The sequence below is a fragment of the Phaeobacter sp. B1627 genome (assembly GCF_006265095.1).
Classification (GTDB): domain Bacteria; phylum Pseudomonadota; class Alphaproteobacteria; order Rhodobacterales; family Rhodobacteraceae; genus Epibacterium.
Genome location: NZ_VCNK01000006.1, coordinates 23889 through 48114, shown reverse-complemented (window position 1 = coordinate 48114; position 24226 = coordinate 23889). Strand labels below are relative to the sequence as shown.

Below are 24226 nucleotides of genomic sequence, written 5' to 3'. Positions count from 1 at the left end.
ACCGTCTGGAGACCCAAAACATGCTCGAACCCTCTGACCTTGCCCCTGCGTTCACCCTGCCCCGCGATGGCGGAGGTGAGGTATCCCTATCGGACCTGTCGGGTCAGGTCGTTGTTCTTTTCTTCTACCCGCGCGATGATACGCCGGGTTGCACCAAGGAATCCATCGGATTTTCCGAACATCTGCAAGCCTTTGCCGATGCGGGTGCCGCCGTTTTCGGCATTTCCCGCGATACGGTCGCAAAACATGACAAATTCGTCGCCAAACATGAGCTGACGGTTCCGCTGCTTTCGGATGCCGAGGCCACCACTTGCGAAGACTACGGCGTCTGGGTGGAAAAGAACATGTATGGCAAAAAGAGCATGGGGATCGAACGCGCGACATTTCTGATCGCTCAGGATGGCCGGATCGCCCGGATCTGGCGCAAGGTCAAAGTGCCCGGACATGTCGAAGAGGTCCTGGAGGCGGTCAAGGCTCTCTGAAGAACTCAAAAGGCAGCGCTCCCGCCCCATTCGGGCAGAGGCAAAGCCTCGCCACAAATGCGTTGGGCCGGGCGGGGGCCGCGCCGAAGGCGCGGCCCCCGCCCCCCCGCGATGCGTCTCACGCAGCGCAATCCCTCAAGGTCGTACTTCGCTCGCGCCACCCCGGTCGCTCGGTCCGGCGATGTTTCAGTCGCCTTGATCCCGGCTGGGGTCAGGTGAATTCGCGCCTGGCCTGCGCCCCAAACCTCTGCCCCAGACTCCACCACCCCCTCCGCCTCGCCCCCTGTGTCTGTGTGATCACTGTTCATCTCTGCGCCCGGATGCTGTAACTGCGGTGCTGACAGAGCCTGCCGACACCTGCCAAATGCGACAGCGCCGCCTCCCGCCGGAGCGCATGACAGGTGACCTCAGCGCGCAGGTACCGACCACAATACAGCGAGACCAGCACAGACAATGACCGAACCTCAGCTCACCCTTGCCCAGATGGCCGTCAATGTACTCACGACCGCCGATGGTCACGAGAAAACAGCGCTCTCCCGGCGGTATGCCGCCGCCTGGCGGGCCGCGCGCACTGGCGAGACCGCAGCAATCGAGGTCGGTCAGGCAAGCCCGCCGCTGCATCCGAGCCGCCCCGACGCACCGGAACTGCTGCATCCCCGCGATGTGCCCAAACGCAAGCCCGGCTCGCCGCAGGGACGCATTGCCCTCCTTCATGCGGTGGCGCACATCGAGCTCAACGCGGTCGATCTCCACTGGGATATCATTGCGCGGTTCACCCATGTGCCGATGCCGCTCGGCTTCTATGACGACTGGGTGAAATCCGCAGATGAGGAATCCAAGCACTTCAACCTGATGTGCGACTGCCTGGCCTCGCTCGGCAGCCACTACGGCGCCCTGCCCGCCCATGCCGGAATGTGGCGCGCCGCCGAGGATACCGTCGATGATCTGATGGGACGCCTCGCGGTGGTGCCGATGGTGCTCGAGGCCCGCGGCCTTGATGTCACCCCCGGCATGATCGCCCTGTTTCGAAAGGCAGGCATGACCGAGGCCGTCGACGCGCTTGAGGTCATCTACTCCGAAGAGGTCGCCCATGTGGCCTATGGCGCCAAATGGTTCAATTTTCTCTGCGGGCGCGACAATCTCGATCCCAAGGCGGAGTTTCACGCGCTGGTCCAGACCTATTTCCACGGCGCGCTGAAGCCCCCCTTCAATGAGGAAAAGCGCGCCGATGCCGGGCTGCCACCGGATTTTTACTGGCCGCTCGCAGATGGCGAAGCCCCGGCCTACGCCCGGTGATGCCGACTGGAGTGCGGGGCTGACGTGAGGGGTTGAGGAACGCGACCTCGGGCGTATCTCGGGCTGTGCACCCGGGTTCGCCATGGCGCAGCCGAACAGGTTGATATCGGCAGTTTTCTGCCCAAGGCCAAGGAATGCCGCAACTTTATTGCAAACGGGGCGGAACAGGGTTGCCGGATGGCCACAGTCTGGCTATTCCAATTGGCCAAGACCGGTCACAGCCGCGCGCCAGAGGCAGGCGCGCCATCCGGTCATGGAATAGAACAAGGATTGCGGATCGTGAGACGCGGTTTGACACTACGGGTACACGCGTTCTTTGAACGCCGCTTTCCCGAACGCCGGGTGTTCCTGAAGTCAGACAGCGACACGCGCTTTATCCGGCTCAGCTCCGAAACCCAGATCATCGCTGTCGCAGGGCTGGCGCTCTTTGTGTCATGGTCCATCGTTGCCACTGCCATCGTGCTGATGGACAGCATCGGCTCCGGCAATTTCCGCGATCAGGCACGGCGCGACCAGCAGGTCTATCAGGAGCGGCTGAATGCGATGTCCTCCGAACGCGACCGCCGCGCGGAGGAGGCCCTTGCCGCGCAGGACCGGTTCAATGCCGCGCTGGAACAGATTTCCACCATGCAATCCGAGCTGCTCAGCTCCGAGACCCGCAAGCGTGAGCTGGAAACCGGCATTGACGTCATTCAGGCCAACCTGCGTCAAACCATGCGCGAGCGCGAAATTCTGCGCCGCACGGTGCTGGATCTGCGCAAGCAATCGGCCCCAGACAGCCCGGAGCAGGTACTGGCGGCCACCGCGCCCGAACAGCTCGACTTTCTGACCACGGCGCTGGCCGAAACCGCGGCCGAACGGGACCAGATCCAATCGGATGCTCAATCCGCGCTGGCCCAGCGGGACGATCTGGAACTGGAACTGCAACTGGCAGCACAGCGCAACGACCAGATCTTTCGCCAACTGGAAGAAGCCATGGCGATCTCGGTCGAACCTCTGACCAAAATGTTCTCCAGCGCCGGCTTGCCACCGGACCGGATTCTGGAACAGGTGCGGCGCGGCTATAATGGCGAAGGCGGCCCGCTGGAGCCTTTGTCCCTGTCCACCCGCGGCGAGGAACCCTCGGCGGACGAGGTGCGCGCCAACGAGCTGCTGAACCAGATGAGCCAGCTCAACCTCTACCGGATCGCGGCCGAACGGGCGCCCTTTTCGACGCCGGTCAATCTCGGCCATGTGCGCCAGTCCTCGGGGTTCGGCTATCGTCGCGACCCGAAAACCGGCGGTCGGCGGCTGCACAAAGGGTCTGATTTCGCAGGCAGCACCGGCACCGATATCTTTGCCACCGCAGACGGTGTGGTGACCCATGCCGGTTGGCAATCCGGCTATGGCCGCCTCGTCACGATCCGGCATGCCTTTGGCATTGAAACCAGATACGCCCATAATTCCAACATCCGCGTCAAGGTCGGTCAAAGGGTCTCGCGCGGGGATCATATTGCTGATATGGGTAGCACCGGACGGTCCACCGGGACCCACCTCCACTACGAGGTCAGGGTCAATGGCAAACCTGTAAACCCCATGATCTATATCAAGGCTGCGAGAAATGTTTTCTAAGAGCAAAATCAACGAGCCCGGCCCAAAACAAGCCGATACATCACCGGCGGCGATGCCGACTTCCAGCGCAGCGCCCGCAACGGCGTCCGGCAGCGCTTCTTCTGGTGCCAGCGAGTATAAAAAGCCCGCCGCACCAAAGGCAAAGCCCCCGGCGTCGCTGCTCAGCTCGGACCTGCACATTACAGGCAACGTCAAGACGACCGGCGACATTCAGGTCGAAGGCACTGTCGAAGGCGACATTCGCGCGCATCTGCTGACCATCGGCGAATCTGCCACCATCAAGGGTGAGATCACCGCCGACGACGTGGTCATCAATGGCCGTATCGTGGGCCGTGTCCGTGGCCTCAAGGTGCGCCTGACCTCCACCGCCCGTGTCGAAGGCGACATCATCCACAAGACCATCGCGATCGAGAGCGGCGCCCATTTCGAAGGCTCCGTACAGCGTCAGGATGACCCGCTGAGCCCCGGCAAAGGCGCCCAGAAGCCGATCCCGACAGGCGCGCCTGCGAAGATCGACGGCTGATCGGCGCGGCTCCGGCAACGGATGCACCCGTGATCAGGGCTGCCTGACGGCACGTCCCGCCACATCAAAAGGCGCCCCGGCATCGGCGGCGCCTTTTCTGTATAGTTTTTCCCGCCCACATTGCACAAAAAAGCCGCACCGGTTGTGACGGGGGCGGCTTTTCTACAGAGCCCGCCGGAACCGGTCGCCCCGCCCTTGGACAGGCCGACCGCGTGCAGGTTCTATCGCAGCTTCTATTCGGTCACGGTGACCTTTGTCATCACGTCGGGCTTGCCGGTGACGGAACCGGAGCGGGGCTGGCCCCGTTTGATCGCGTCAACCACATCCATGCCCTCGGTCACCCGCCCCACGACGGTGTATTGACCGTTGAGGAAATGGCCGGGTTCGAACATGATGAAGAACTGCGAATTGGCGCTGTTCGGGTTCTGCGATCGCGCCATGCCCACGACACCGCGATCATAGGGCAGATCCGAGAATTCCGCCGGCAAATCCGGGCGGTCCGACCCGCCTGTGCCGGCCGCGCGCATGTCCTCACCGAGACGGCCGAACTCCACGTCGCCCGTCTGCGCCATGAAGCCGTCAATTACCCGGTGAAAGACCACGCCATCGTATTTGCCCTCGGCCGCCAGCGCGGTGATCTGCGCCACATGTTTGGGCGCCACCTCTTCCAGCAGGTCGATCCGCACGGTGCCATTGGCCTCGCCCTCGATCTGGATTTCGAGACCGGAGGCAAAGGCTGGCGCGGCGGCCAGCACCGCCAGGATGCTCAGCGCCTTACGCATCCGCAGCCACCTTGACCGAGATCATCCGGTCCGGCTCCGCAGGCGGCTCGCCACGGGTGATGGCGTCCACATGCTCCATCCCTTCGATCACGCGGCCATAGACCGTGTACTGACCGTTGAGGAAGTTGTTGTCCTTGAAATTGATAAAGAACTGCGAATTGGCGGAATTCGGGTTGGAGGACCGCGCCGCGCCCAGCGTGCCCCGGTCGTGCGGCAGTTTGGAAAATTCGGCCGGAACGTCCGGAAGATCGGATCCGCCGGTGCCCGCCATACGGATATTGAAGCCGTCTTCCATATCGCCGTGCTGGACGTCGCCGGTCTGCGCCATGAACCCGTCGATCACCCGGTGAAAGGCCACGTTGTCATATTCGCCGGCCCGCGCCAGTTCCTTCATGCGCGCGGTGTGCTGGGGCGCGACATCCGCCAGCAGCTCGATGACGACCGTGCCGCCCTTCAGCTCCATGATGATTGTGTTCTCTGGATCCTTGATCTCGGCCATGAGGCCCTCCTGTCATTTTCAACTTGGCCGAATACCTAAGGCCCCTGCCCGCCCTTGCCAAGGGAACAATGTACCAAAGCCTCTGGCCTGCGGGATCCGGCCATTGACGACAGGCGCAAAACACTGGACACCAAGACTGGACACCAAGACAGAGCGAACCCCTCCGCGGTGGTCGGCCAATGCGACAGGATCGCACCCCGAGACGCCGCGTATGCACCAATATAGAGGAGCCGGATATGGGCTGGAAAACACTCGACGACATGGACCTGCAAGGCAAAACTGTTCTGACCCGGGTCGATATCAACGTGCCGATGGAAGAGGGCGCCGTCACCGATGACACCCGCATCCGCCGGCTGATCCCGACCCTGAAGGATCTGCTGGACCGGGGCGCCCGGCCGGTGCTGCTGGCGCATTTCGGCCGTCCAAAAGGCAAGGTCGTGGCCGAGATGTCGCTGCAGCCGCTGGTGCCCACTCTGGAGGCCGCCTTTGGGGTGCCGGTGGTGTTTGTGGCCGACTGCCGGGGTCCCGCCGCCGAGGCCGCCGTGGCCGCATTGCAGCCCGGTCAGATCCTGCTCCTTGAAAACACCCGCTTTCATCCGGGCGAGGAAGCCAACGATGCCCAACTGGCGCGCGAGATGGCCGCGCTTGGCGATCTCTATTGCAACGATGCCTTCTCCGCCGCTCACCGCGCCCATGCCTCGACCGAGGCGCTCGCCCGCCTGCTGCCCGCCTGTGCCGGACGGCTGATGGAGGCAGAGCTCAAGGCGCTCGAAGCGGCACTGGCGACGCCGGAACGGCCCGTCACCGCTGTTGTCGGAGGCGCCAAAGTGTCGTCCAAACTCGACCTCCTCGGCAATCTGGTGGCCAAGGTCGACAGGCTGGTGATCGGCGGCGGCATGGCGAACACCTTTTTGGCCGCTCAGGGGATCGATGTGGGTAAATCCCTCTGCGAGCACGATATGACCGACACCGCCCGCGACATCATGGCGCGCGCCGAGGCCGCCGGCTGCACCATCCTGCTGCCCACCGACATCGTTGTGGCCCGCGAGTTCAAGGCCGGTGCCGCCAGTGAAACCGTTGCCGCCGACGCCTGTCCGGCCGATGCGATGATCCTGGACGCAGGCCCCGCCACCGTGGATGCGATCGCTGAGGCCCTCGCCACCACGCGCACCCTGATCTGGAACGGCCCCCTCGGCGCTTTTGAGATTGCGCCGTTTGATATCGCCACCAACAAAGCGGCCCAAAAGGCGGCGGAATTCACCGCCGCTGGGCAGTTGATTTCGGTCGCCGGTGGCGGTGATACGGTCGCCGCGCTGAACCAGGCGGGTGCAGCCGATGCCTTCACCTATATCTCCACGGCGGGCGGCGCTTTCCTTGAATGGATGGAAGGGAAGGACCTGCCGGGCGTTGCCGCGCTCAACCAATGAAATGGCAGCCTCGGCAAAATAACCTATGAATATCAGTAGGTAAAATCCATTATCCCAAAAGACGGCGCGAGACACTCGCCGCCGTCTTTTTCATAAGCTGAAATATATCAGTTGAACGATATTTACGGTGTACCAAGCGGGAGAGCCGCCTGTGGCAACCGTTTATTCATACTGTGTGCGGTAGAAGAAATCATTGCGCGGTTCAATGTTCCGGTACTTTCCGCGCGCAGCACACGTCAGGTATCCGTTATGAGTAATTACACCCTCCGTACCCAGGTTTTTATGTTTGCCGGTGCATTTATCGCGATGCTGGCCACGATCTCTACGCTATCCTGGGTGACCAATGCCAATCTCACCAATGCGATCCACCTCTTGCGGCTGGGAAATGTTCAGCTCAAAAGCCTTGACGACATCAAGGAAGATGTCGAACAGGGGCTCGGCGACATTCTGTCCTACTCGCTGGGCCTGCCCGATGGGGTGGACCGGCTACGCGGCAACGCCGACGAGGTCCGCGCAGAAATCGCGCTTGCGGGTGAGCGCTTTATCGAAGTTGCATACCCGGAGGCCCGCGACCAGGTGGCCTTCGACGCTCTGACCGGTCTCGGCAGCAATCTCGACCGCCTTGAGGTCGAACTCAAAAAAATCGAAGCGGCAGAAGGCGATGCCAAGCGGGAGCTGACCTTCGCCAACGCGGTCCCGATCATCGGAGAAGTCCGCGATGTGGTCAACGGCCTGCAGGACGCCATCGGCGCCCGCAATGAAGCAGCCTCGGCGAAAGTCACCCGCCTGATCGAGACCAGCCAGTCTATCCAGCTGGGCAGCAGCCTGGCCGCCGCCCTGATCTCCATTGCGGTCGCCGTGTTCTTTGCGCGCCAGCTGAGCCGGCCCATGGCACGCACCGTTCAAACCATTCAGGCGCTTTCGGACAAGAACTATACCCGTGAGATCAGCGACACCAACCGCAAGGACGAGGTGGGCATGATTGCCCGCAACCTTGAGGAGCTGAGCGGACGGCTGTCCGAAGCCGATGCGGCGGAACAACGTACGCGTGACGAAAATGACCGCCGGGGCGAGCTGTTCGATACCCTCGGCAGGGCCATGAGCAACCTCAAGAGCGGCGATCTTGAACAGGAAATCCCCGTAGACGACTGGGCCGATCTGGGCACCGGCTACACCGCCCTTTGTCGCGATTTCAATGCCCTCTCGACCTCATTGGCAGACCTTGTGGCGCAGCTCAACAAAAGCTCGGACGTGGTGGACAAGAACGCCCAGGAAATGGAACGGATGTCTGACCGGATGTCCCATCGCGCGGAAACGCAGGCGGCTACGCTCGAAGAGTCGGCGGCCGCGCTGGAGGAGATGTCCGCCAGTGTCCAATCCACCGCGGAACAGGCCCAGGCCGCAGACCGCGAGGTCGAAGAGGGCCGCCGCCGCGCGGAACAAGGCGGGCTGGTGATGGCTCAGGCGCGGGAGGCAATGACGTCTATCGCCAGCTACTCCGAACAGATCAGCCAGATCATCACTTCGATTGACGACATCGCCTTTCAGACCAGCCTGCTGGCACTGAACGCCGGCGTTGAGGCCGCTCGTGCCGGCGAAGCGGGCCGTGGGTTTGCCGTCGTGGCGTCAGAGGTTCGTGGACTGGCGCTGAAAGCTGCGAAATCGGCCAGCGAAATCAAACAACTGGTCGCCGACAGCTCCAACCAGGTGAACGAAGGCGAACGATTGGTGCAAGCCACGGCCGAAACCCTGAGCAACATCGTCGAGAGCGTCACCAATGTGTCAAGTCTGGTGTCCACCATCGCCTCCTCCGCAAGCGAGCAGGCGTCGGGGATCAAGGAGATCAACATCGGTGTCGCGCAACTGGACACGGTTACTCAGGAAAATGCCGCCATGGTGCAGGAAACCTATTCCGCCAGCCAGGAAATGCGGGCTCAAGCCGGCCATTTGACCAACCTGCTGCAGAGTTTTCTGGGCCATCGCGCGCCCCCCGAGCGCGACGACAAACACCAGGAAAGGCAAGCCGCCGCCTGATCCGTTCCCGGGGAGGGAGCCGTTTCGGACCCAGTTTCGCCAGGCTAGTCTCGTCAGGCAAGCCGCCCTCCGCAAGATCAATCCGCCAGCGCGCTTTTGCCCTGGCGGATCAACCCGTGTCTGGCGAGCTATCTCCAGCGAGACAGCCCCGGCGGATCTCTTCGACTTGCCGTGTCACCCCCTAGTGTTCGAGGAACCAACCGCCCGTTTCGGCGAGCTTTTGCCGCCCCGGACAAAAGCACCGGCAGACGGGATCATTTAAGGGATTCACAGCAGAATGTCCCTGTGACATAACTGGGTCAGACGCCGGACCAACCGGCGCAGCAATCTGTTCGAGCCCCTCATACAGGCCAATCTGACGTGACCCGAAATTCGACTCCCTCTCTGGGCAGCCTCTTGTTCTTTGCCGCCGCCTTCTTGCTGAGCGCCTATTTCACCTTTGCGGCGGTGCAGGGCGATTTCGGTCTGTTCCGGCGGGTCGAAATCCAGGCCGAAGCGGATGCGCTTGCCCGGGATCTCGATCGGCTGCACCAGGACACAGCTCGGATGGAAAACCTTACCCGGCGACTGTCCGACGACTTCCTTGATCTCGATCTTCTGGATGAACAGGCCCGTTCCGTTCTCGGACTGGCGCGCCCGGACGAAATCATCATCGACTGAGCTGTGGCATCCGGTCCCTTCCCTGCCCCTGCCCTATCCCCATGATCTTTGGTGACAATTCCCGGCACAACACTGCCGTTTGTACCGTAGCGTCACTTTATCACTCGCATGCCGAGGCAAAATGCTCTAGAAGATAGTTTAGTGTTAAACTACCTAAGCTTTAGGGAGAGCCTGCTGACATGGCCGCAAGAAAAAGCGCTCAGAAATCAAATGTTTCCGCCGAAGAACTGACCAAATACTACCGCGAAATGCTGCTCATCCGGCGATTCGAGGAAAAAGCGGGTCAACTTTACGGCATGGGCCTCATCGGCGGCTTCTGTCACCTGTATATCGGTCAGGAAGCTGTCGTCGTCGGGCTCGAGGCCGCGACAAAGGAAGGCGACAAACGTGTGACCTCCTACCGCGACCACGGCCATATGCTGGCCTGCGGCATGGATCCCGATGGGGTGATGGCCGAGCTGACCGGCCGCGAGGGGGGCTACTCCAAGGGCAAGGGCGGCTCCATGCATATGTTCTCGAAGGAGAAGCATTTCTACGGTGGCCACGGCATCGTCGGCGCTCAGGTGCCGCTGGGTGCGGGACTTGCCTTTTCGGACAAATACAAAGGCAACGACAATGTCACCTTCACCTATTTCGGTGATGGTGCGGCCAACCAGGGGCAGGTCTACGAGACCTACAATATGGCCCAGCTCTGGGATCTGCCGGTTGTTTTTGTCATTGAAAACAACCAATACGCCATGGGGACCTCGGTCCAGCGGTCAACCAAATCGCCGGCGCTGTGGAAACGGGGCGAGGCCTACGGGATCGCGGGCGAAGAGGTCGACGGCATGAATGTGCTGGCGGTCAAGGAAGCAGGCGAACGCGCCGTGGCCCACTGCCGCGAAGGCAAAGGGCCCTATATCCTCGAAGTGAAGACCTATCGCTACCGCGGCCACTCCATGTCCGATCCGGCCAAGTACCGGACCCGGGAAGAAGTGCAGAAAATGCGCGAGGAACGCGATCCGATTGAACAGATCCGCGGCATGCTCCTGACCGGCAAACACGCCACCGAAGACGATCTCAAGGCGATCGACAAGGACATCAAGGACATCGTGAACAAATCCGCAGAATTTGCAAAAACCAGCCCGGAACCGGCGCTCGACGAGCTCTGGACCGACATCTACGCCGATGACGCGCCGCAGAAAAGCGCCTGAGGGGAGAGATAAAGACTATGGCAACTGAAATTTTGATGCCCGCCCTGTCGCCAACCATGGAGGAAGGCACGCTGGCCAAATGGATGGTCAAAGAGGGTGATACCGTGGCCTCCGGTGATATTCTGGCCGAGATCGAAACCGACAAGGCCACCATGGAATTCGAGGCCGTGGATGAAGGGATCGTCGGCAAGATCCTGATCAGTGAGGGCGCGGAAGGTGTGAAGGTGAACACCCCCATCGCGATCCTGATCGAAGAGGGCGAAAGCGTGGAGGATGCTGTCGCATCTGCACCTGCGGCGGGCGGTGAAGCGCCGGCGGCAGAGGCACCTTCGGCGCCCGCTGCCACCGCCGCTGCTGCCGCAGCTCCCGCCGCCCCGGTCGTGGATGACAGCCCCGATTACCCCGAGGGAACCGAGCTGGTGCCCACAACGGTCCGGGAGGCTCTGCGCGATGCAATGGCCGAAGAAATGCGCCGCAGCGACGATGTCTTCCTGATGGGGGAAGAAGTGGCCGAATACCAGGGCGCCTATAAGATCAGCCAGGGCCTGCTGGACGAATTCGGCGCCAAGCGGGTCATTGACACGCCGATCACCGAGCACGGGTTTGCAGGCATTGCCACCGGGTCAGCCTTTGGTGGCTTGCGGCCAATCGTGGAATTCATGACCTTCAACTTTGCCATGCAGGCGATCGACCACCTGATCAACTCGGCCGCCAAGACGCTCTATATGTCCGGCGGACAGATGGGCGCTCCGATGGTGTTTCGCGGTCCCAACGGGGCGGCTGCCCGCGTCGGCGCCCAGCACAGCCAGGACTATGCCGCCTGGTATATGCAGATCCCCGGTCTCAAGGTGGTGATGCCCTATTCTGCCGCCGATGCCAAAGGGTTGCTCAAGACCGCGATCCGCGACCCGAACCCGGTGATTTTCCTCGAGAACGAAATCCTCTACGGCAAGTCCTTTGATGTGCCCAAGCTGGATGACTACACGGTTCCCTTCGGCAAGGCCCGGATCTGGCGCCAGGGCGAGGATGTCACCATTGTCTCCTTCGGGATCGGCATGACCTACGCCCTTGAGGCGGCGGAGAAACTCGCCGCCGACGGCATCAGCGCCGAGGTCATCGACCTGCGCACCCTGCGCCCGATGGACCTGCCCACGGTGATCAAATCGGTGATGAAGACCAACCGTCTCGTCACCGTCGAAGAAGGCTGGCCGCAGGGCTCTGTCGGCAGCTACATCGCCTCCGAGGTGATGCAGCAGGCGTTTGACTATCTCGACGCGCCGGTGATCACCTGCACCGGCAAGGACGTGCCCATGCCCTATGCTGCCAACCTGGAAAAACATGCGCTGCTGACCACCGACGAGGTGATCGACGCGGTGAAACAAGTGACCTACCGGTAAGGAGAGCGCAGATGCCCATTGAAATTCTCATGCCCGCCCTGTCGCCGACCATGGAGGAAGGCACGCTGGCAAAATGGCTCGTCAAAGAGGGGGATACCGTGTCCTCCGGCGATCTGCTGGCCGAAATCGAAACCGACAAGGCCACCATGGAATTCGAAGCCGTGGATGAAGGTGTGGTCGGCAAGATCCTCATTTCTGAGGGTTCCGAAGGCGTGAAGGTCAACACGCCGATTGCGGTCCTGCTGGGCGACGGTGAAAGCGCCGATGACATCTCCTCCGGCGCCGCGCCGGCTGCCCCTGCAGCCGCAGCTGCCGAGGAGGCCCCCGCGGCCACCGAGAAAGCTGCAGCACCCGACACCTCTCCATCCCCTGCCCCGGCAGCGCCTGCAGCAACGGACGGATCGCGCATCTTCGCCTCGCCACTGGCGCGCCGGATCGCCGCCGACAAGGGTCTCGACCTGGCCAGCCTCAAAGGCTCCGGTCCGCGCGGCCGCATCGTCAAGGCCGATGTCGAGAGTGCCACCGCAGCTCCCAAGGCGGAGGTGAAAACACCCGCAGCAGCCCCGGCTGCCGCCGCAGCCGCGCCCTCAGGCGCCACTGCGGATGCGGTCGCCAAGATGTATCAGGGACGCGACTTCGAAGAGGTCAAGCTCGACGGGATGCGCAAGACCATTGCCGCACGTCTCACCGAGGCCAAACAGACCATCCCGCATTTCTACCTGCGCCGCGACATCCAGCTCGACGCCTTGCTGAAATTCCGTGGCGAGCTGAACAAGCAGCTCGAGGGACGCGGGGTGAAACTCTCCGTCAACGATTTCATCATCAAGGCCGTCGCCCTCGCGCTGCAGACCGTTCCGGACGCCAATGCGGTCTGGGCGGGCGACCGCGTTCTGAAGATGAAGGCCTCCGATGTGGCCGTGGCAGTCGCGATCGAAGGCGGGCTGTTCACGCCGGTTCTGCAGGATTCGCATATGAAATCCCTCTCGGCGCTCTCCGCCGAAATGAAGGATCTGGCCAAACGCGCCCGTGACCGCAAGCTGGCGCCCCATGAATATCAGGGGGGCTCCTTTGCGATCTCCAACCTCGGCATGTTCGGCATCGATAATTTCGACGCCATCGTGAACCCGCCGCACGCGGGCATCCTCGCGGTTGGCTCCGGGGTCAAGAAGCCCGTCGTCGGCACCGATGGCGAACTCAAGGTCGCCACCGTGATGAGCGTCACGATGTCAGTCGACCACCGCGTCATCGACGGCGCGATGGGGGCAGATCTGTTGAAAGCCATCGTCGAGAACCTCGAAAACCCGATGATGATGCTGGCCTAGCCGGTCCCGGTCCCGCGTTCCGGACCGATCTTGAGGACCAGATGATCAGGACCCACAACATGGAGGGCCGGGTGGAAACGCCCGGCCCTCATGCCCTGGACAGCACACGCCTGACCGACACGCCTGACCTCGCCTCTCTGCGAACTGTTGTACAACGCTGTCCTGCTGTCTCTCCGCACGCACAAACCGCAAAACCCGTGAAAACCGCAAAAAAAGACACCCGCTGCGGGTGCCTTTTGATCTCATGCATCACACGGGTGGTGCTCTCATGCGGCGCCGGTTCCGCTCGGGCGGCTACTTCCCGGCCAGCACCTGGTTCATGCTGACAGAAGGCTGCTCGCAGCCCGCCTCACCGACGATCCTGGCGGGCACGCCGGCCACGGTCTTGCAGGGCGGCACATCCTGCAGCACCACCGACCCGGCCGCGATGCGCGAGCAATGACCGATGCGGATATTGCCCAGAACCTTGGCGCCGGCCCCGATCAGCACCCCGTCTTCGATCTTGGGATGACGATCCTCTTCTTCCTTGCCGGTGCCGCCGAGGGTCACGGAATGCAGCATGGAGACATTGTCGCCCACCACAGCCGTTTCCCCGATGACGATCGAATGGGCATGGTCGATCATGATCCCCTTGCCGATCCGCGCCGCCGGATGGATATCGGCGCCAAAGATCTCGGAAATCCGCATCTGGAAGAAATAGGCCAGATCCCAGTCGCCCTGCTGCCAGAGCCAATGCCCGACGCGATAGGCCTGTACCGCCTGGTATCCCTTGAAATACAGCACCGGCTGCAACAGCCGGTGGCAGGCGGGATCGCGTTCGAATACCGCCATCAGATCGGCCCGTGCCGCCTCCACCAGCTCGGGTGCCGCCTCATAGGCGCCGTCCACGATTTCGCGCAGGATCACCATCGACATCTCGTTCGAGCACAACTTTGCGGCGATTCGATAGCTCAGCGCCTTGTCGAGAGTCTTGTGATGCAGGATACAGGCGTGGATCAACCCGCCCATCAGAGGTTGCTTTTGTACCGCTTCTTCGGCTTCCTGGGTGATACGGCCCCAGACGGGGTCGATCTGCCTGACGGCCTTATGCGTGTCCAACATCAGCTTGATCCTTCTGTCACGGCCAATCCGTGTACCTGGAGGTCCCGGCGGCCGGCTCATTCCGGCCCCATGGGTTCCTAACTTAGCGATCTAAGACCTCTGTTGCCAAGCGCAATCCCGTGATTGCCCCGATCAGCGTTTCTGATCAGCCAAACAGATCCGAAATCACCGAAAAAAATCGCAATCTACAGTGGAAAAGCGCGGAAAATCTCAATTTTACCCACTTGCCACAGATAAAAAATCGCGGCAAAAAAGGTCTGCAACCTTATCCTATCGAAGTTCTGTTCCCTGCCGACCAGCTTTCGACGTTAAGCTGCCGGGCCGCCACGTCGTGTGGGCGGCATACTAAAACGACAAGGAACTTTGAAATGGCAAACGGTACCGTCAAGTGGTTCAACTCCACCAAAGGTTACGGCTTCATCGCGGTTGAAGGCCGCTCCAACGATGTCTTCGTGCACATCTCTGCGGTTGAGCGCTCCGGCCTGACCGGTCTGGCCGATGGCCAAGCCGTGACGTTCGAAATCCAGTCCGGCCGCGACGGTCGTGACTCTGCCGTCGATCTGCAGCTGGCCTGATCGCCGCCTCATCGACGACCTGACATTGAAAACGCCCTGACCGATCCGGATCAGGGCGTTTTTCATTTTTCATCCGGCCGTCGCGCGGTTTCCGACCCGGATCCGCACCTGCGGGGCCATGCCGCCCCTGCCACGCTCGCCGTCAGGGCAAGACAGAGACAGGCGGCATAGTCGGGCTCGCCGGGAAAGGGTTCCGGCGCCAGTGGGAACCACCGGGCCGCCGCCCCCAGAGAGCCGTCCCCCCAGCGCGGATGACATCGCCCTGTGGCACGCGCCTGCCGCCGGGCCCGCGCCGCGCCCGCGAGGATCTGGCGGCACAGCTCTGGCCTGCGGGGGGCCGGATGCGCCAGCAGAGCCCGCGCCAGGCTGCGTATATCCTCCCACAGGACCGGCTGCCGCATTCCTGCGGGCTCAGACAAGGCTCAGGGCGGCCACCGGTCCCGCGCCGTAGCGGGCCGAAATCTGTGCCACCTCGATCCGGTCACCGACACCGGCCCCGTCGGCGGCCTGTGCAGCACTGTCATAGGTCCAGGACGGCCCCGTCACCCGCTCATCGCGCAGCACGGCCGCCCCGGATATGACACGGATCCGGTAGGCTTCGGTCTCTTCGCCCAGTGGCACCTCCTCCAGATCCCAGCTGTCGCCCTCGATCCGGGTGCGCCGGATCCAGCTGACGGCGAGATCATCGCCAAGCACGCCATCGGCGCGCAGATGCACCGGTGCATAGGGACGCAGGCCGTTGCCGTCGAAACTGGCGGTCAGCGCCACGAAGGACGGGTCATCATAGGCGCGGCGCGCAGGTCCCACGCGATAGTCCCGCGCCAGCCGCCGTTGCGACAGCGCCAGATCCAGCTGCTCGACCGCCGCATCCAGCAGCACCACATAGGAGCCCTCGGGCCAGACATCGGGCATCTGCGCGTCACTGCCGTATTGCCCGCGCAGACGGCCGCGGATCAGATAGCGGTTCGGCGCAATCAGCTCCGCCTCGGCGAATTGGATCACCTCCCACATGTCCGGGCTGCCATCGCCGATGGCCAGGCGGTTGGCGCCGTTCAGCACCGATGCCACCTCCGCACTGTCGAGACTGCCCCCGATCAGCTCCACCTCCAGATCGGCGCCCCGGTCCCAGCGCCCCACCGGCCCCGCCGCAAGCGGCCTCCGGGTGAGCCCGACAGTGGCGCGGGCGGGCAGGATCTCCTGGAGCGCGAAGGCGCCGCCCAGATCGGCGCCGTAGACCGCCACCGATCCGGGCCAGTTGCGCGCCGTCGCGCAGAGATGCGGCGCATGCGCAACCTCATCCCCCCGCATCAGCGGCAGATCGAGAAACAGCGGCAGCACCGGCGCGGGCGCGGCAAAGGGATCGCTGCGCGGCTGATCCTCCGCCACCTGCAATGGTTGGTAGACCACCGGCTCGATCCGCACCGCCTCGATGATCTGCGCCTCTGCCTGTTCGACCCGGTCCACCCGGTAGAGCGCCGCGCCTTCGCCGTCCTGTCCCGGCAGCCGCACCACGTCACCGGCCCCGAGATCCAGCGCTTGCGAGGGCGGCAGCGCAAAACGCGCGCTGTCTCGGGAAATCCGCGCCTCCGCCAGCCACCGCTGCACCACCTGCCGCCCCTCGGCGCGGGTTAGCGCCATCGCCAGCTCGTTCTGGCTGACCGCATGGGTGGCATCATCGGGCAGCACCGCCTCTTCGGCGACCGTATCATGCGAACCGCCCCATTCGACGAACCGCAGCCGCACCCGGCCCGTCAGCTCCGCCTCGGGGATCCGGGTCTGTTCCTGATCGCCCTCCAGCTCCTCCAGCACGGCGAAACTCTCGGCGTTCAGCCCCTGCGCCCGCAGACCGTCGCGCAGGCGGAACACCAGCCGACCCTCGCGCTCCACCGCGTCAAACCCGTGCCGCAGCATCAGCGGCTGCAAGGCGGCGCGCGCGTCGGTGACGTCATAGATCGCATAGCCGCGCACAATACCCCAGAGCTGGCTCACGTCGATCTCCGTCACCCCGGCTCCCTCGCAGATCTCCGCCACGACGGAGGCCAGCGTCCGCTGCCCCGCGCGCCCGTTCAGCCAATGCCCCCGGGCGTAATTGTCGCCATCGTCCCAGACCTCGCCGCGATTGGGAAAGGCGGGAAAGGGTCGCGCGTCCCAGGCCCAGACATAGGCATGGCCCAGATCCACCATGGCACCGCCATAGATATCCGAGACCGGGTTGTTGACGGCCTCGGCCCAATAGGTCAGCTGCGCCCGAAGGTATTGCTGCTGGATCAGATCATCCCGCATCCCATTGGAGAATTTCGGCAATTTCGACTCGGAGCTTTTCGGGTCGAGGAATTTGTTCGGCTCGTTCGTCCCCTTGTCGATCGCCGCACAGCCCAGTTCCGTGAACCAGATCGGTTTCGATTGCGGCACCCAGTCGGTCGCCGTGGCAGCGCGCGCGCCACCAATCCGGTCGAAATGTTCGCGGCTCCACCAGTTGCGGATATCCTTGTAGCGGTAGATCCACGCCTCGTTATGGGCACCATCGGTGATCTCGGTGCGGATCTGCGCGGCCTCGGCCTCGGGCGAATGGTAGTACCAGTCAAACCCCTCGCCGCCTTCGATATTTCCCTTCAGATAGTCCAGATCATAGATCGACAGGGCGGTCTTTGCATCCAGGTGGCTGTCGCCGTCGCGCCAGTCGGACAGGGGCATGTAGTTGTCGATGCCGACAAAGTCGATTTCCGGATCGGCCCAGAGCGGATCGAGATGGAACAGCCGGTCGCCCTCCGGGGTCTGATAGCCCCAGTATTCCGACCAGTCGGCGGCATAGCCAAGGTTGACCTCAGGCCCCAACAATGCGCGCACCTCGGCCGCGATGTCGCGCAGCGCGGTGACAAAGCCGAACCCCGACGCGCCCCGGATCTGTGTCAGGCCCCGCAGCTCCGACCCGATGCAAAAGGCATCCACCCCGCCTGCCGCAGCACAGAGCGCGGCATAATGCAGGATAAACCGGCGAAAGCTCCATTCGGCTGGGCCGCTATAGGTCACCTGCCCCTGCGAGACCGTGAAATCAGCCGCAGTGGCGGTGCCGAGAAACGCCGCCAGCTCCTGATCCGCCGCCGCGCTGCCATCGGGGCTGCCGGCCTGACCCGGGGCCAGCGACAGGGTGATGCGGCCACGCCATGGCAGAGCCGGCTGGCCCTCGCTGCCACTATAGGGGTCGATCCGGGTGTTGCCTTCCTGCTGCTCCATCAGGATGAACGGGTAGAACATCACCCGCTTGCCCTGATCGTTCAGATGGCGGATGCCCTCGATCACCGCAGCATCCGCCGGGGTGCCGCCATAGACCGATGCGCCTTCCGGGGTGCGGATCACCGGTTCGGCAGCGGCACGCGGCAGGCCCGATACCGCCCAGGGCATGGAGCCATCGGCCACGGTCTGTTCCACCTTCGGCTTCAGGCTGCATTCGCCGCATCGCAGGTCGTCGCCGAACCAGCAGACCACCATCGACACGGCCTCGGCGCGGGGCAGCTCTTCGGACAGGGCCGAAACGGAGGCCACCAGATCGCTCTGACCGGTGATCTGGTTGATGTTCACCGCCCGACTGTCGCCGGGGCCGTGCTGCATGTAGACCGGACCGCTCGCGAGGCTGTATTCGCCGGTGCCGGGGATCAGCGCGACTCCGGGCACGATCTGACCAAGATCCTGATCGTAGGTGGCGCTCTGCGGCTGTTCGGCGCGCAGCACCTCGAAGGAGAACTGCGGCACCCGATTGCCGAACCGCTCCAGGTCGAGGTTTTCGAACACCACATAGGCGGTGCCGCGATAGGCCGGAACCTGACCCGCGCCCTCGACCGCCTCCATCAGCGGGTCGGGCAGCTGATCGGCGCTGCCGGAATGCACCGTCATGTTGAGATCCGCGAGCGCGACCTCCTCGCCATCGGCCCAGACCCGGGACACCGAAGCGATCTCGCCCGCGCAGATCGCGACCGCCATCGACAGCATGTAGGAATAGCTGGTGGTGGTCTGCGTCGGCGCGGAGCCCTTGCCGCCCGAGGTGGTGGTGGTGGCCGTTTCGGCAAAGCTGGTGGCCCAGATCACCTGCCCGCCCAACCGCATGCGGCCAAACAGCTGCGCCATCGGTTCGCCATCGCTGGCGTTGGTGATGCGGAACCGGTCGACCTTGCCGGTCTCCACCGCCGCGCTGCCACTGCCGAGGAGCCGTTCGTCGATCGCCCGGCCCAGGGTCGCGCCCACCGCACGTCCGAGCACCGCCGTCGACAACCCCGCAACAGAGCCGCCAATCGCGCCCCCTACCGCAGAGCCCGCTGCCGCCAGAACCAATGTTGCCATGTCGTATCCTCCTAGGGGGTCGTGGTGTCGGGGAATTCAAATCGCGCCACGATGCGGCGCGACCACGCAGGTGTCAGCGCGCTTTCGACAACGCCGTGGCCGCTATAGGCGTGGATGAACCGGTCGCGCCCGCTGGCGAGGCCGAGGTGTTTGGCCACCGCGCCGCTGCGCATGCGAAACAGCAGCACCTGACCGGCCCGCTCCTGTCCCGCTTCAACCTCGCACAGATGCCGCAGCGCCGCCCGCCACAGCCGTTCATCGCTGTCCCGCTCCGCCCAGTCGCGACTATAGGGCGGCACCCGTTCCGGCTCCTCGGCATAGAGCGCCTGCCAGATGCCCCGGATCAGCCCGAGACAGTCGCAGCCCGCACCCTGCACCGCCCCTTGATGGCGGTAGGGCGTGCCGAGCCAGCGCCGGGCCTCGGCCAGCGCGCGGGTATTGATGTCGCCGCTCATCTGCGGCTGCCGCCGGTGTTCTGGCCCGCACGTTTGGGCACCGCCACCATCCAGTCCTCGCCGGGAATGTCGGGAAATCCCTGATAGTTCATCAGGTTGTCGAACTTCAGCCGGCAGGTCGCCTGGCGTTTGTCGCAGCCTGCCGTCAGCCGCACCCGGTCCCCCGCCGTCACCGCTGCGCGGAGCGGTTGCCACAGGGTGATCCGGCGGCCCTCCGGCACGCTCGTGTCGCTGCGGATCGCGGACCACAGGCCCTGAGCCGGCCCGTCCAGAACCGTCAGCCGACCGCCGGCGAACCACTCGGGGCCGAACCCGTCCAGCTCGGCCCAGGTGAAGCTCTGCCCCTCCTGCACCTCCTGAACGGCGACCTCGGCGCTATAGCCCGCCGTGGTCACGTCAAAGCGGCAGGCGCTATCGCCCAGAACCGCGCTGCAGGGTTTTTGAAACACCCGTCCCAGCGGCTGGTTCAGCCCCTCGGTCAGGCCCCGCAATTCGGCCTCAAACGCTCCACCGGCGCGACGGATCTCGCCCAGGGCACCGCGAAACTGCAGCACCCGCTGGGTCACATCCGACCAGTTCACCAGCCAGGCGCGGACCTCGGCGCTGTCATAGCGGCCGGCCTCGATGTCGGCCTCGCGGACGGCCTCGGAGTTCAGCGCCCCCAAGGCCTCGGTATTGTCGACCGACAGGCCGGTGCTTTGCATCAGACTGCGCGCGGTCAGCCCGGTCCCGGCGCGAAAGACGATACCGTCAAAGCTCAGGTCGCGGTCATGATCGGTGAAGCCAAGCGCCACCCCATCGGCCCGCGTGACCGCCCAGGCCCGGCACAGGCTGGTCGTCCCGGTTTTCAGATGCGCCGCCAGCGCGCTGGTGTCCCCCGCCATCAGACCCGGACCTCGACAACGGGCACATTCGGCGCTTCGCCGGCCTGAAACGAGGCCACGCTGGTCAGGATCCGGTCGGTGTCAAACCGCACCGGCACATCAAATTCAAAGCCCGCATTGATCCGGCGGCCGATCTCCGGCGCGTAGCTCAGGGTGACCAGACCGGTTGTCAGGTCAAGCTCGTAATCCACCCCCTCGACCAGCGCTTCTTCGTCGATACCGAGCCGCACCGTCCCCGCCACAGGTTTCGCAATCGGGCGTAGATAGGTATAGGCGCCGGAGCGGTATTGCTTGGCCAGCTGGAACACCTGGGTGGCACCGTCGCAGGTTGCAATCGTCTGGTCCTCGAATGTGACCTCATGGCCGGGAACCGCCGAGGAATAATCGGTCCAATCCTTCCAGCGAAATCCATGCAACTGCCCCTGACGCGCCTCGAAAAAGGCGATCAACTGGGCGATATCCTCCAGCGCCCGTAGCCCCAGCCCCGCATCATAGCGCCGCCGGGAATGGGCCCAGGGGGTGTTGCGTTCCTCGTGACCATTGGCCAGGGTGACCACATCCGTGCGCCGTTCCGGCCCGCCAACAGAGCCGAAAGAGAGCGTCTCCGGGAAGCGAATTTCGTGAAAACTCATGACATTACCCTCCTTACCTGTTGCGGTTGCCACGGGCGAGCATGCGGCTCATCTGCGCGGCGATCTGACCTTTGGACCGGGCAAAACCCGCGACATCGGGGCTGGTGACATTCATCACCACCGTGGTGCCGCCACGACCGGACTGGGATTTGACACCGAGGCTGCCGTCAGCCCCGCGCGCCAGCGGCAGGATCGCCTCCGGCCCCGCTTCGCCCATCAGCCCGAGTCCGCCGCGCATGGGAAACTGCACCGGCGACGACACCACGCCACCGCGCGCAAACGGGGTGACCTTGCCCTGGCTGAAGGCCGCGCCGTCGGCAAAGGGCAGGATGCCGCCCACAAGCGCGCCGATCCCATCGCTGACCAGGCCGCCCAGATGGTCCGTCACCGGCCGCATGGCGGAATTATAGGTGGTGCGGATCATGCTGCGGGCGAGCCCTTCCAGCGCATCGCCGAGCGAGTCGCCATCGACCACCAGATCCTTCATGGCGCGCCGCAGACCCCGGCTGAGCCCGGTTTCGAAATCCGCCGCATCGGCCTGGGTTGCCGCAAAAGCGGCGCGCACCCGGTCCATTTCCGCGGTGAACTGAGCGGCCATTCCCGCGGCGTCACCAAGGCTGTCTTCAAGTTGCCCACTCTGGGCATCGAAGTCGGAAAATGTCTGTTCGGCCATGGGTTACTCCATCTTGTTCGTATTGTGATCCCGGTCGGGAAAAGCGGCCATCAGACGGGACAGGCGATCCCGGTCCATGGGCGCGGCGTCCGGATCCAGATTGAGCATCAACCGCAGCTCCGCCGGAGTCAGACGCCAGAAGGCTTCGGGCGTCAGCCGCAGCCCCACCAATCCCGCCCGCATCAGCGCAGGCCAGTCGAGCGCCGCCATCAGGGCGCCACCGGAGCCGCGAAACTGAGCGCGAGGAGCTGGGCCGCGACGCTGGCCGCCTGCATCACGCCACCGTCGATCCCGGCGGTGGCGAGGGTTTGACGCGACATCTCTGCCCCGCCGCCCCGCATGCCCGCCGCCAGCAGCGCCAGCAGATCGCCCGAGGAAAACCGCCCGGTTTCAAAGCGTTGCACCAGAGAGATCAAGTCACCCTCGCCGAGCTCCGCTTCGAGTTCCGCCAATGCGCCGAGGGTCAGCTTCAGGATATGACGCTGCCCATCCACCACCAGTGCCACTTCGCCTGCCAAGGGATTGGCCATTGCGCTCCCCTCCTCAGGCTGCGGTAAAGGTCAGCGCACCGGCGGAGGCCAGCGACAGCTCGTAGGTGGCCTCACCATTGTGGCTGCCCGCGTATTCCAGGGCGGTCAGTTGAAACAGCCCCTGCACGGTGCCGAAATCGGGGATCACCACCTGGAACTCCGGTGTTTCGCCCTCAAAGAACAATTGCCGCGCCCGTTCATCCGTGTCCGCGTCGCGAAACACCCCCGAGCCGGACAGGTTAGCCGATCGCACCCCGGCGCCGCCGAGCAGCTCACGCCACCCGCCCGCACTGTCGAGGCTCGTCACATCGACGCTTTCCGCATTGAAGCTGATACGCGTGGCGCGCAGCCCCGCAATTGTGGTGAAACTGCCGGTGCCGGTCATGTCCACCTTGATCAGAAGGTCCTTGCCGTTTTGAGCGGTCATCTGTTTAGCTCCTTATGCTAACGCATTCAAAAATATCAAGAGTCTTCGAGTCTCGCCGAAAACCGCAGCGCAATGCTGCGATCGCCGTTGGACTGCCGCGCCGCCGTGGCCCGGTCAAACCACAGCCCCACCAGCTGACCGCGGATCAGGGTCAGGGGCGCATCGACAAGCGCATCCGAGACCGCCGCCGCCGCCCGTTTCGCAGCGCTGAATCCGGTGGTATTGGCAACCACGGTCACGGTGAAACGATGGAGCGCCCCCGCACCGCTGACATCAGAACGGTCCCGCACCGTTTCCGCGCCGAGCGTCACATAAAGCGCGGGCAAGCTGCCTGCGGGCAACATGTCGTAGATCGCGGTGCCGACCTCGGCGGTCAGTGCCGGATCTGCGATCAGCTGTTGGTACACGGCCTGCTGCAGGGCCTCGGACAGGGCATAGGTCATGTGGCCAGCTCCTCGGTGGCAAGACAGGTCAGATACCGCCCATCGCGATCATGTTCAGCCACGGCATCGATCTTGAACAGGCGGGTTCCTTCGCGAAACCGCTGGTCCGGTTTCGGACGCGCAGGCGAGCCCACAGGCGCCGCGCGCAGGGTGATCCGATAGCGTTGCAGCGACACCGGCGTGCCGCGGCGTCCGGTTTCGCGGCCGCTGAGCGCCTCGACATCGGCCCACAGGACCCCGAGCTGAGCCCAGTTGATCCGAAAGCCTCCGGCGCCGTCGCCAATGGCCTGCGGATCTTCGAGACGAAGCGGCCGGTTCAGGCGCGGCGCAGTCATCGCTGCCCCCCGGCCGAACGGCCCAGGCTCAGGCGCGGAACGCGGTGGCGATCCAGCAGGCTGGCCACACCAAACGGCATGCAGCCCGCATGCAGGCTGGTGTCATCGCGGTATTCGTAATAATGGGCCGCCAGCAGGAACACCGCCTGCGCCAGATCGGCGGGCAAGTCGTCCCAGGTCTCGCCCAGCCCCGCAGCAAAGCGCAACAGCACCCCTCCGCCCGTCGGCACGGCGGGAAACTGGCCGGACAGCGGCTCCAGCCGCGGCGCGTGGCTGTCGGGCGCGACGCTGTAGCTCTCGGCAGGCAGTACCGTTTCCGCGCCGGTTGGACCGACCATGGCCACCTGCGAGACGTCGCGCACCGGCGCCACCGGCAGGGTCACTGTCGCAGGCCAGGCGTTCAGTCGCCATTCAAACGTCCGCGCCAGCAGGGCCTTGCCGGTGCGCCCCTCCACTGCCGCAAGACTTGCCCGCAAAAAGGCCAGGAGCACCGCATCCTGCAGGCTGTCCTCGCCAAAGCCAGTCCCGAGTCGCAAATGCGCCTTGAACGCCTCAAGCGGCAAAGCGCTGTCGGGCACCGGTGTTGTCTCGTGCAAAATCATGCCTTCAC

The 24226-nt window shown here is 64.0% G+C and carries 26 protein-coding genes; 11 read left to right on the top strand and 15 right to left on the bottom strand.

All coding sequences use genetic code 11. The features are described from left to right. Positions 1–20 precede the first annotated feature (20 nt). From FGE21_RS04795 to FGE21_RS04780, 4 genes are all read left to right on the top strand, one after another. Positions 21–482 carry a peroxiredoxin gene (locus FGE21_RS04795; RefSeq protein WP_139662157.1) on the top strand — a complete coding sequence of 154 codons (462 nt, stop codon included), beginning with the start codon at positions 21–23 and terminating at the stop codon, positions 480–482. A gap of 453 nt (positions 483–935) precedes the next feature. Next, complete coding sequence (locus FGE21_RS04790) at positions 936–1778, top strand: ferritin-like domain-containing protein (protein WP_139662156.1); 843 nt, start codon at positions 936–938, stop codon at positions 1776–1778. Between the two features lie 279 nt (positions 1779–2057). After that, entirely contained in the window at positions 2058–3389 is a 1332-nt protein-coding gene (locus tag FGE21_RS04785) for a M23 family metallopeptidase (RefSeq protein ID WP_139662155.1), read from the top strand. Beyond that, positions 3379–3912, top strand: coding sequence for a polymer-forming cytoskeletal protein (locus FGE21_RS04780; RefSeq protein WP_139662154.1), 534 nt, complete (start codon positions 3379–3381; stop codon positions 3910–3912). The genes FGE21_RS04785 and FGE21_RS04780 overlap by 11 nt, the downstream gene beginning before the upstream one ends. 233 nt (positions 3913–4145) lie before the next feature. Here the strand turns inward: FGE21_RS04780 and FGE21_RS04775 are convergent, their stop codons facing one another. Together FGE21_RS04775 and FGE21_RS04770 are read right to left on the bottom strand one after the other, a co-directional pair. Further along, a complete protein-coding gene (locus FGE21_RS04775; RefSeq protein ID WP_139662153.1) occupies positions 4146–4694 on the bottom strand; it encodes a peptidylprolyl isomerase in 549 nt (182 codons plus the stop codon). Then, complete coding sequence (locus FGE21_RS04770; RefSeq protein WP_139662152.1) at positions 4687–5193, bottom strand: peptidylprolyl isomerase; 507 nt, start codon at positions 5191–5193, stop codon at positions 4687–4689. Before FGE21_RS04770 ends, FGE21_RS04775 begins: the two co-directional genes overlap by 8 nt. A gap of 236 nt (positions 5194–5429) precedes the next feature. On the opposite strand from FGE21_RS04770, the gene pgk reads away from it, so the two are divergent. From pgk to FGE21_RS04740, 6 genes are all read left to right on the top strand, one after another. Beyond that, a complete protein-coding gene (pgk, locus tag FGE21_RS04765; RefSeq protein WP_139662151.1) occupies positions 5430–6620 on the top strand; it encodes a phosphoglycerate kinase in 1191 nt (396 codons plus the stop codon). Between the two features lie 249 nt (positions 6621–6869). Next, positions 6870–8654: a methyl-accepting chemotaxis protein gene (locus FGE21_RS04760; protein ID WP_139662150.1), complete on the top strand. Its 1785-nt coding sequence runs from the start codon at positions 6870–6872 to the stop codon at positions 8652–8654. A 360-nt stretch (positions 8655–9014) separates the two neighbouring features. Then, a complete protein-coding gene (locus tag FGE21_RS04755) occupies positions 9015–9314 on the top strand; it encodes a septum formation initiator family protein (protein WP_139662149.1) in 300 nt (99 codons plus the stop codon). A gap of 179 nt (positions 9315–9493) precedes the next feature. Next, entirely contained in the window at positions 9494–10507 is a 1014-nt protein-coding gene (pdhA, locus tag FGE21_RS04750; RefSeq protein WP_139662148.1) for a pyruvate dehydrogenase (acetyl-transferring) E1 component subunit alpha, read from the top strand. Between the two features lie 17 nt (positions 10508–10524). Next, the gene (locus tag FGE21_RS04745; RefSeq protein ID WP_139662147.1) at positions 10525–11904 is read left to right on the top strand and encodes a pyruvate dehydrogenase complex E1 component subunit beta; all 1380 of its coding nucleotides are present in this window, start codon (positions 10525–10527) and stop codon (positions 11902–11904) included. Positions 11905–11915: 11 nt separating this feature from the next. After that, positions 11916–13226, top strand: a complete 1311-nt coding sequence (locus FGE21_RS04740) for a pyruvate dehydrogenase complex dihydrolipoamide acetyltransferase (RefSeq protein WP_139662146.1) — start codon at positions 11916–11918, stop codon at positions 13224–13226. A gap of 294 nt (positions 13227–13520) precedes the next feature. Here FGE21_RS04740 and cysE read toward each other — a convergent pair whose 3' ends face one another. Further along, on the bottom strand, positions 13521–14327 hold the full coding sequence (gene cysE / locus FGE21_RS04735) for a serine O-acetyltransferase (RefSeq protein WP_139662145.1): 807 nt from the start codon (positions 14325–14327) through the stop codon (positions 13521–13523). 368 nt (positions 14328–14695) lie between these two features. Between cysE and FGE21_RS04730 the strand changes: the two genes are divergently transcribed. Next, on the top strand, positions 14696–14902 hold the full coding sequence (locus FGE21_RS04730) for a cold-shock protein (protein ID WP_139662144.1): 207 nt from the start codon (positions 14696–14698) through the stop codon (positions 14900–14902). Positions 14903–14964: 62 nt separating this feature from the next. On the opposite strand, the gene FGE21_RS04725 is transcribed toward FGE21_RS04730, so the two are convergent. From FGE21_RS04725 to FGE21_RS04670, 12 genes are read right to left on the bottom strand one after another with little or no spacing between them, the layout of a single operon-like run. Continuing rightward, on the bottom strand, positions 14965–15303 hold the full coding sequence (locus tag FGE21_RS04725; RefSeq protein ID WP_139662143.1) for a hypothetical protein: 339 nt from the start codon (positions 15301–15303) through the stop codon (positions 14965–14967). Between the two features lie 10 nt (positions 15304–15313). Continuing rightward, positions 15314–19237, bottom strand: a complete 3924-nt coding sequence (locus tag FGE21_RS04720; protein WP_139662142.1) for a glycoside hydrolase/phage tail family protein — start codon at positions 19235–19237, stop codon at positions 15314–15316. A gap of 11 nt (positions 19238–19248) precedes the next feature. After that, positions 19249–19692, bottom strand: coding sequence for an NlpC/P60 family protein (locus FGE21_RS04715; protein WP_139662141.1), 444 nt, complete (start codon positions 19690–19692; stop codon positions 19249–19251). Then, entirely contained in the window at positions 19689–20576 is an 888-nt protein-coding gene (locus tag FGE21_RS04710; RefSeq protein WP_139662140.1) for a DUF2163 domain-containing protein, read from the bottom strand. The genes FGE21_RS04715 and FGE21_RS04710 overlap by 4 nt, the downstream gene beginning before the upstream one ends. Beyond that, positions 20576–21208 carry a DUF2460 domain-containing protein gene (locus FGE21_RS04705; RefSeq protein ID WP_139662139.1) on the bottom strand — a complete coding sequence of 211 codons (633 nt, stop codon included), beginning with the start codon at positions 21206–21208 and terminating at the stop codon, positions 20576–20578. Before FGE21_RS04705 ends, FGE21_RS04710 begins: the two co-directional genes overlap by 1 nt. Before the next feature lie 13 nt (positions 21209–21221). Continuing rightward, positions 21222–21881: a phage tail tape measure protein gene (locus FGE21_RS04700; protein WP_139662138.1), complete on the bottom strand. Its 660-nt coding sequence runs from the start codon at positions 21879–21881 to the stop codon at positions 21222–21224. A 3-nt stretch (positions 21882–21884) separates the two neighbouring features. After that, positions 21885–22091 carry a rcc01693 family protein gene (locus FGE21_RS04695; protein WP_139662137.1) on the bottom strand — a complete coding sequence of 69 codons (207 nt, stop codon included), beginning with the start codon at positions 22089–22091 and terminating at the stop codon, positions 21885–21887. Next, a complete protein-coding gene (locus FGE21_RS04690) occupies positions 22091–22411 on the bottom strand; it encodes a gene transfer agent family protein (protein ID WP_139662136.1) in 321 nt (106 codons plus the stop codon). The genes FGE21_RS04695 and FGE21_RS04690 overlap by 1 nt, the downstream gene beginning before the upstream one ends. A 13-nt stretch (positions 22412–22424) precedes the next feature. Then, positions 22425–22838 carry a phage major tail protein, TP901-1 family gene (locus tag FGE21_RS04685; RefSeq protein WP_139662135.1) on the bottom strand — a complete coding sequence of 138 codons (414 nt, stop codon included), beginning with the start codon at positions 22836–22838 and terminating at the stop codon, positions 22425–22427. A gap of 35 nt (positions 22839–22873) precedes the next feature. After that, the gene (locus FGE21_RS04680) at positions 22874–23281 is read right to left on the bottom strand and encodes a DUF3168 domain-containing protein (protein ID WP_139662134.1); all 408 of its coding nucleotides are present in this window, start codon (positions 23279–23281) and stop codon (positions 22874–22876) included. After that, positions 23278–23616: a head-tail adaptor protein gene (locus FGE21_RS04675; protein ID WP_139662133.1), complete on the bottom strand. Its 339-nt coding sequence runs from the start codon at positions 23614–23616 to the stop codon at positions 23278–23280. Before FGE21_RS04675 ends, FGE21_RS04680 begins: the two co-directional genes overlap by 4 nt. After that, the gene (locus tag FGE21_RS04670) at positions 23613–24218 is read right to left on the bottom strand and encodes a hypothetical protein (protein ID WP_139662132.1); all 606 of its coding nucleotides are present in this window, start codon (positions 24216–24218) and stop codon (positions 23613–23615) included. Before FGE21_RS04670 ends, FGE21_RS04675 begins: the two co-directional genes overlap by 4 nt. Positions 24219–24226 lie beyond the last annotated feature (8 nt).

What these genes read in the sequence shown, in the direction of transcription:
- FGE21_RS04795 (WP_139662157.1), top strand. Translation starts at nt 21, where the DNA reads ATGCTCGAACCCTCTGACCTTGCCCCTGCGTTCACCCTGCCCCGCGAT.
- FGE21_RS04790 (WP_139662156.1), top strand. Translation starts at nt 936, where the DNA reads ATGACCGAACCTCAGCTCACCCTTGCCCAGATGGCCGTCAATGTACTC.
- FGE21_RS04780 (WP_139662154.1), top strand. Translation starts at nt 3,379, where the DNA reads ATGTTTTCTAAGAGCAAAATCAACGAGCCCGGCCCAAAACAAGCCGAT.
- FGE21_RS04775 (WP_139662153.1), bottom strand. Translation starts at nt 4,694, where the DNA reads ATGCGTAAGGCGCTGAGCATCCTGGCGGTGCTGGCCGCCGCGCCAGCC.
- FGE21_RS04770 (WP_139662152.1), bottom strand. Translation starts at nt 5,193, where the DNA reads ATGGCCGAGATCAAGGATCCAGAGAACACAATCATCATGGAGCTGAAG.
- pgk (WP_139662151.1), top strand. Translation starts at nt 5,430, where the DNA reads ATGGGCTGGAAAACACTCGACGACATGGACCTGCAAGGCAAAACTGTT.
- FGE21_RS04760 (WP_139662150.1), top strand. Translation starts at nt 6,870, where the DNA reads ATGAGTAATTACACCCTCCGTACCCAGGTTTTTATGTTTGCCGGTGCA.
- pdhA (WP_139662148.1), top strand. Translation starts at nt 9,494, where the DNA reads ATGGCCGCAAGAAAAAGCGCTCAGAAATCAAATGTTTCCGCCGAAGAA.
- FGE21_RS04745 (WP_139662147.1), top strand. Translation starts at nt 10,525, where the DNA reads ATGGCAACTGAAATTTTGATGCCCGCCCTGTCGCCAACCATGGAGGAA.
- FGE21_RS04740 (WP_139662146.1), top strand. Translation starts at nt 11,916, where the DNA reads ATGCCCATTGAAATTCTCATGCCCGCCCTGTCGCCGACCATGGAGGAA.
- cysE (WP_139662145.1), bottom strand. Translation starts at nt 14,327, where the DNA reads ATGTTGGACACGCATAAGGCCGTCAGGCAGATCGACCCCGTCTGGGGC.
- FGE21_RS04730 (WP_139662144.1), top strand. Translation starts at nt 14,696, where the DNA reads ATGGCAAACGGTACCGTCAAGTGGTTCAACTCCACCAAAGGTTACGGC.
- FGE21_RS04725 (WP_139662143.1), bottom strand. Translation starts at nt 15,303, where the DNA reads ATGCGGCAGCCGGTCCTGTGGGAGGATATACGCAGCCTGGCGCGGGCT.
- FGE21_RS04720 (WP_139662142.1), bottom strand. Translation starts at nt 19,237, where the DNA reads ATGGCAACATTGGTTCTGGCGGCAGCGGGCTCTGCGGTAGGGGGCGCG.
- FGE21_RS04715 (WP_139662141.1), bottom strand. Translation starts at nt 19,692, where the DNA reads ATGAGCGGCGACATCAATACCCGCGCGCTGGCCGAGGCCCGGCGCTGG.
- FGE21_RS04710 (WP_139662140.1), bottom strand. Translation starts at nt 20,576, where the DNA reads ATGGCGGGGGACACCAGCGCGCTGGCGGCGCATCTGAAAACCGGGACG.
- FGE21_RS04705 (WP_139662139.1), bottom strand. Translation starts at nt 21,208, where the DNA reads ATGAGTTTTCACGAAATTCGCTTCCCGGAGACGCTCTCTTTCGGCTCT.
- FGE21_RS04700 (WP_139662138.1), bottom strand. Translation starts at nt 21,881, where the DNA reads ATGGCCGAACAGACATTTTCCGACTTCGATGCCCAGAGTGGGCAACTT.
- FGE21_RS04695 (WP_139662137.1), bottom strand. Translation starts at nt 22,091, where the DNA reads ATGGCGGCGCTCGACTGGCCTGCGCTGATGCGGGCGGGATTGGTGGGG.
- FGE21_RS04690 (WP_139662136.1), bottom strand. Translation starts at nt 22,411, where the DNA reads ATGGCCAATCCCTTGGCAGGCGAAGTGGCACTGGTGGTGGATGGGCAG.
- FGE21_RS04685 (WP_139662135.1), bottom strand. Translation starts at nt 22,838, where the DNA reads ATGACCGCTCAAAACGGCAAGGACCTTCTGATCAAGGTGGACATGACC.
- FGE21_RS04680 (WP_139662134.1), bottom strand. Translation starts at nt 23,281, where the DNA reads ATGACCTATGCCCTGTCCGAGGCCCTGCAGCAGGCCGTGTACCAACAG.
- FGE21_RS04675 (WP_139662133.1), bottom strand. Translation starts at nt 23,616, where the DNA reads ATGACTGCGCCGCGCCTGAACCGGCCGCTTCGTCTCGAAGATCCGCAG.
- FGE21_RS04670 (WP_139662132.1), bottom strand. Translation starts at nt 24,218, where the DNA reads ATGATTTTGCACGAGACAACACCGGTGCCCGACAGCGCTTTGCCGCTT.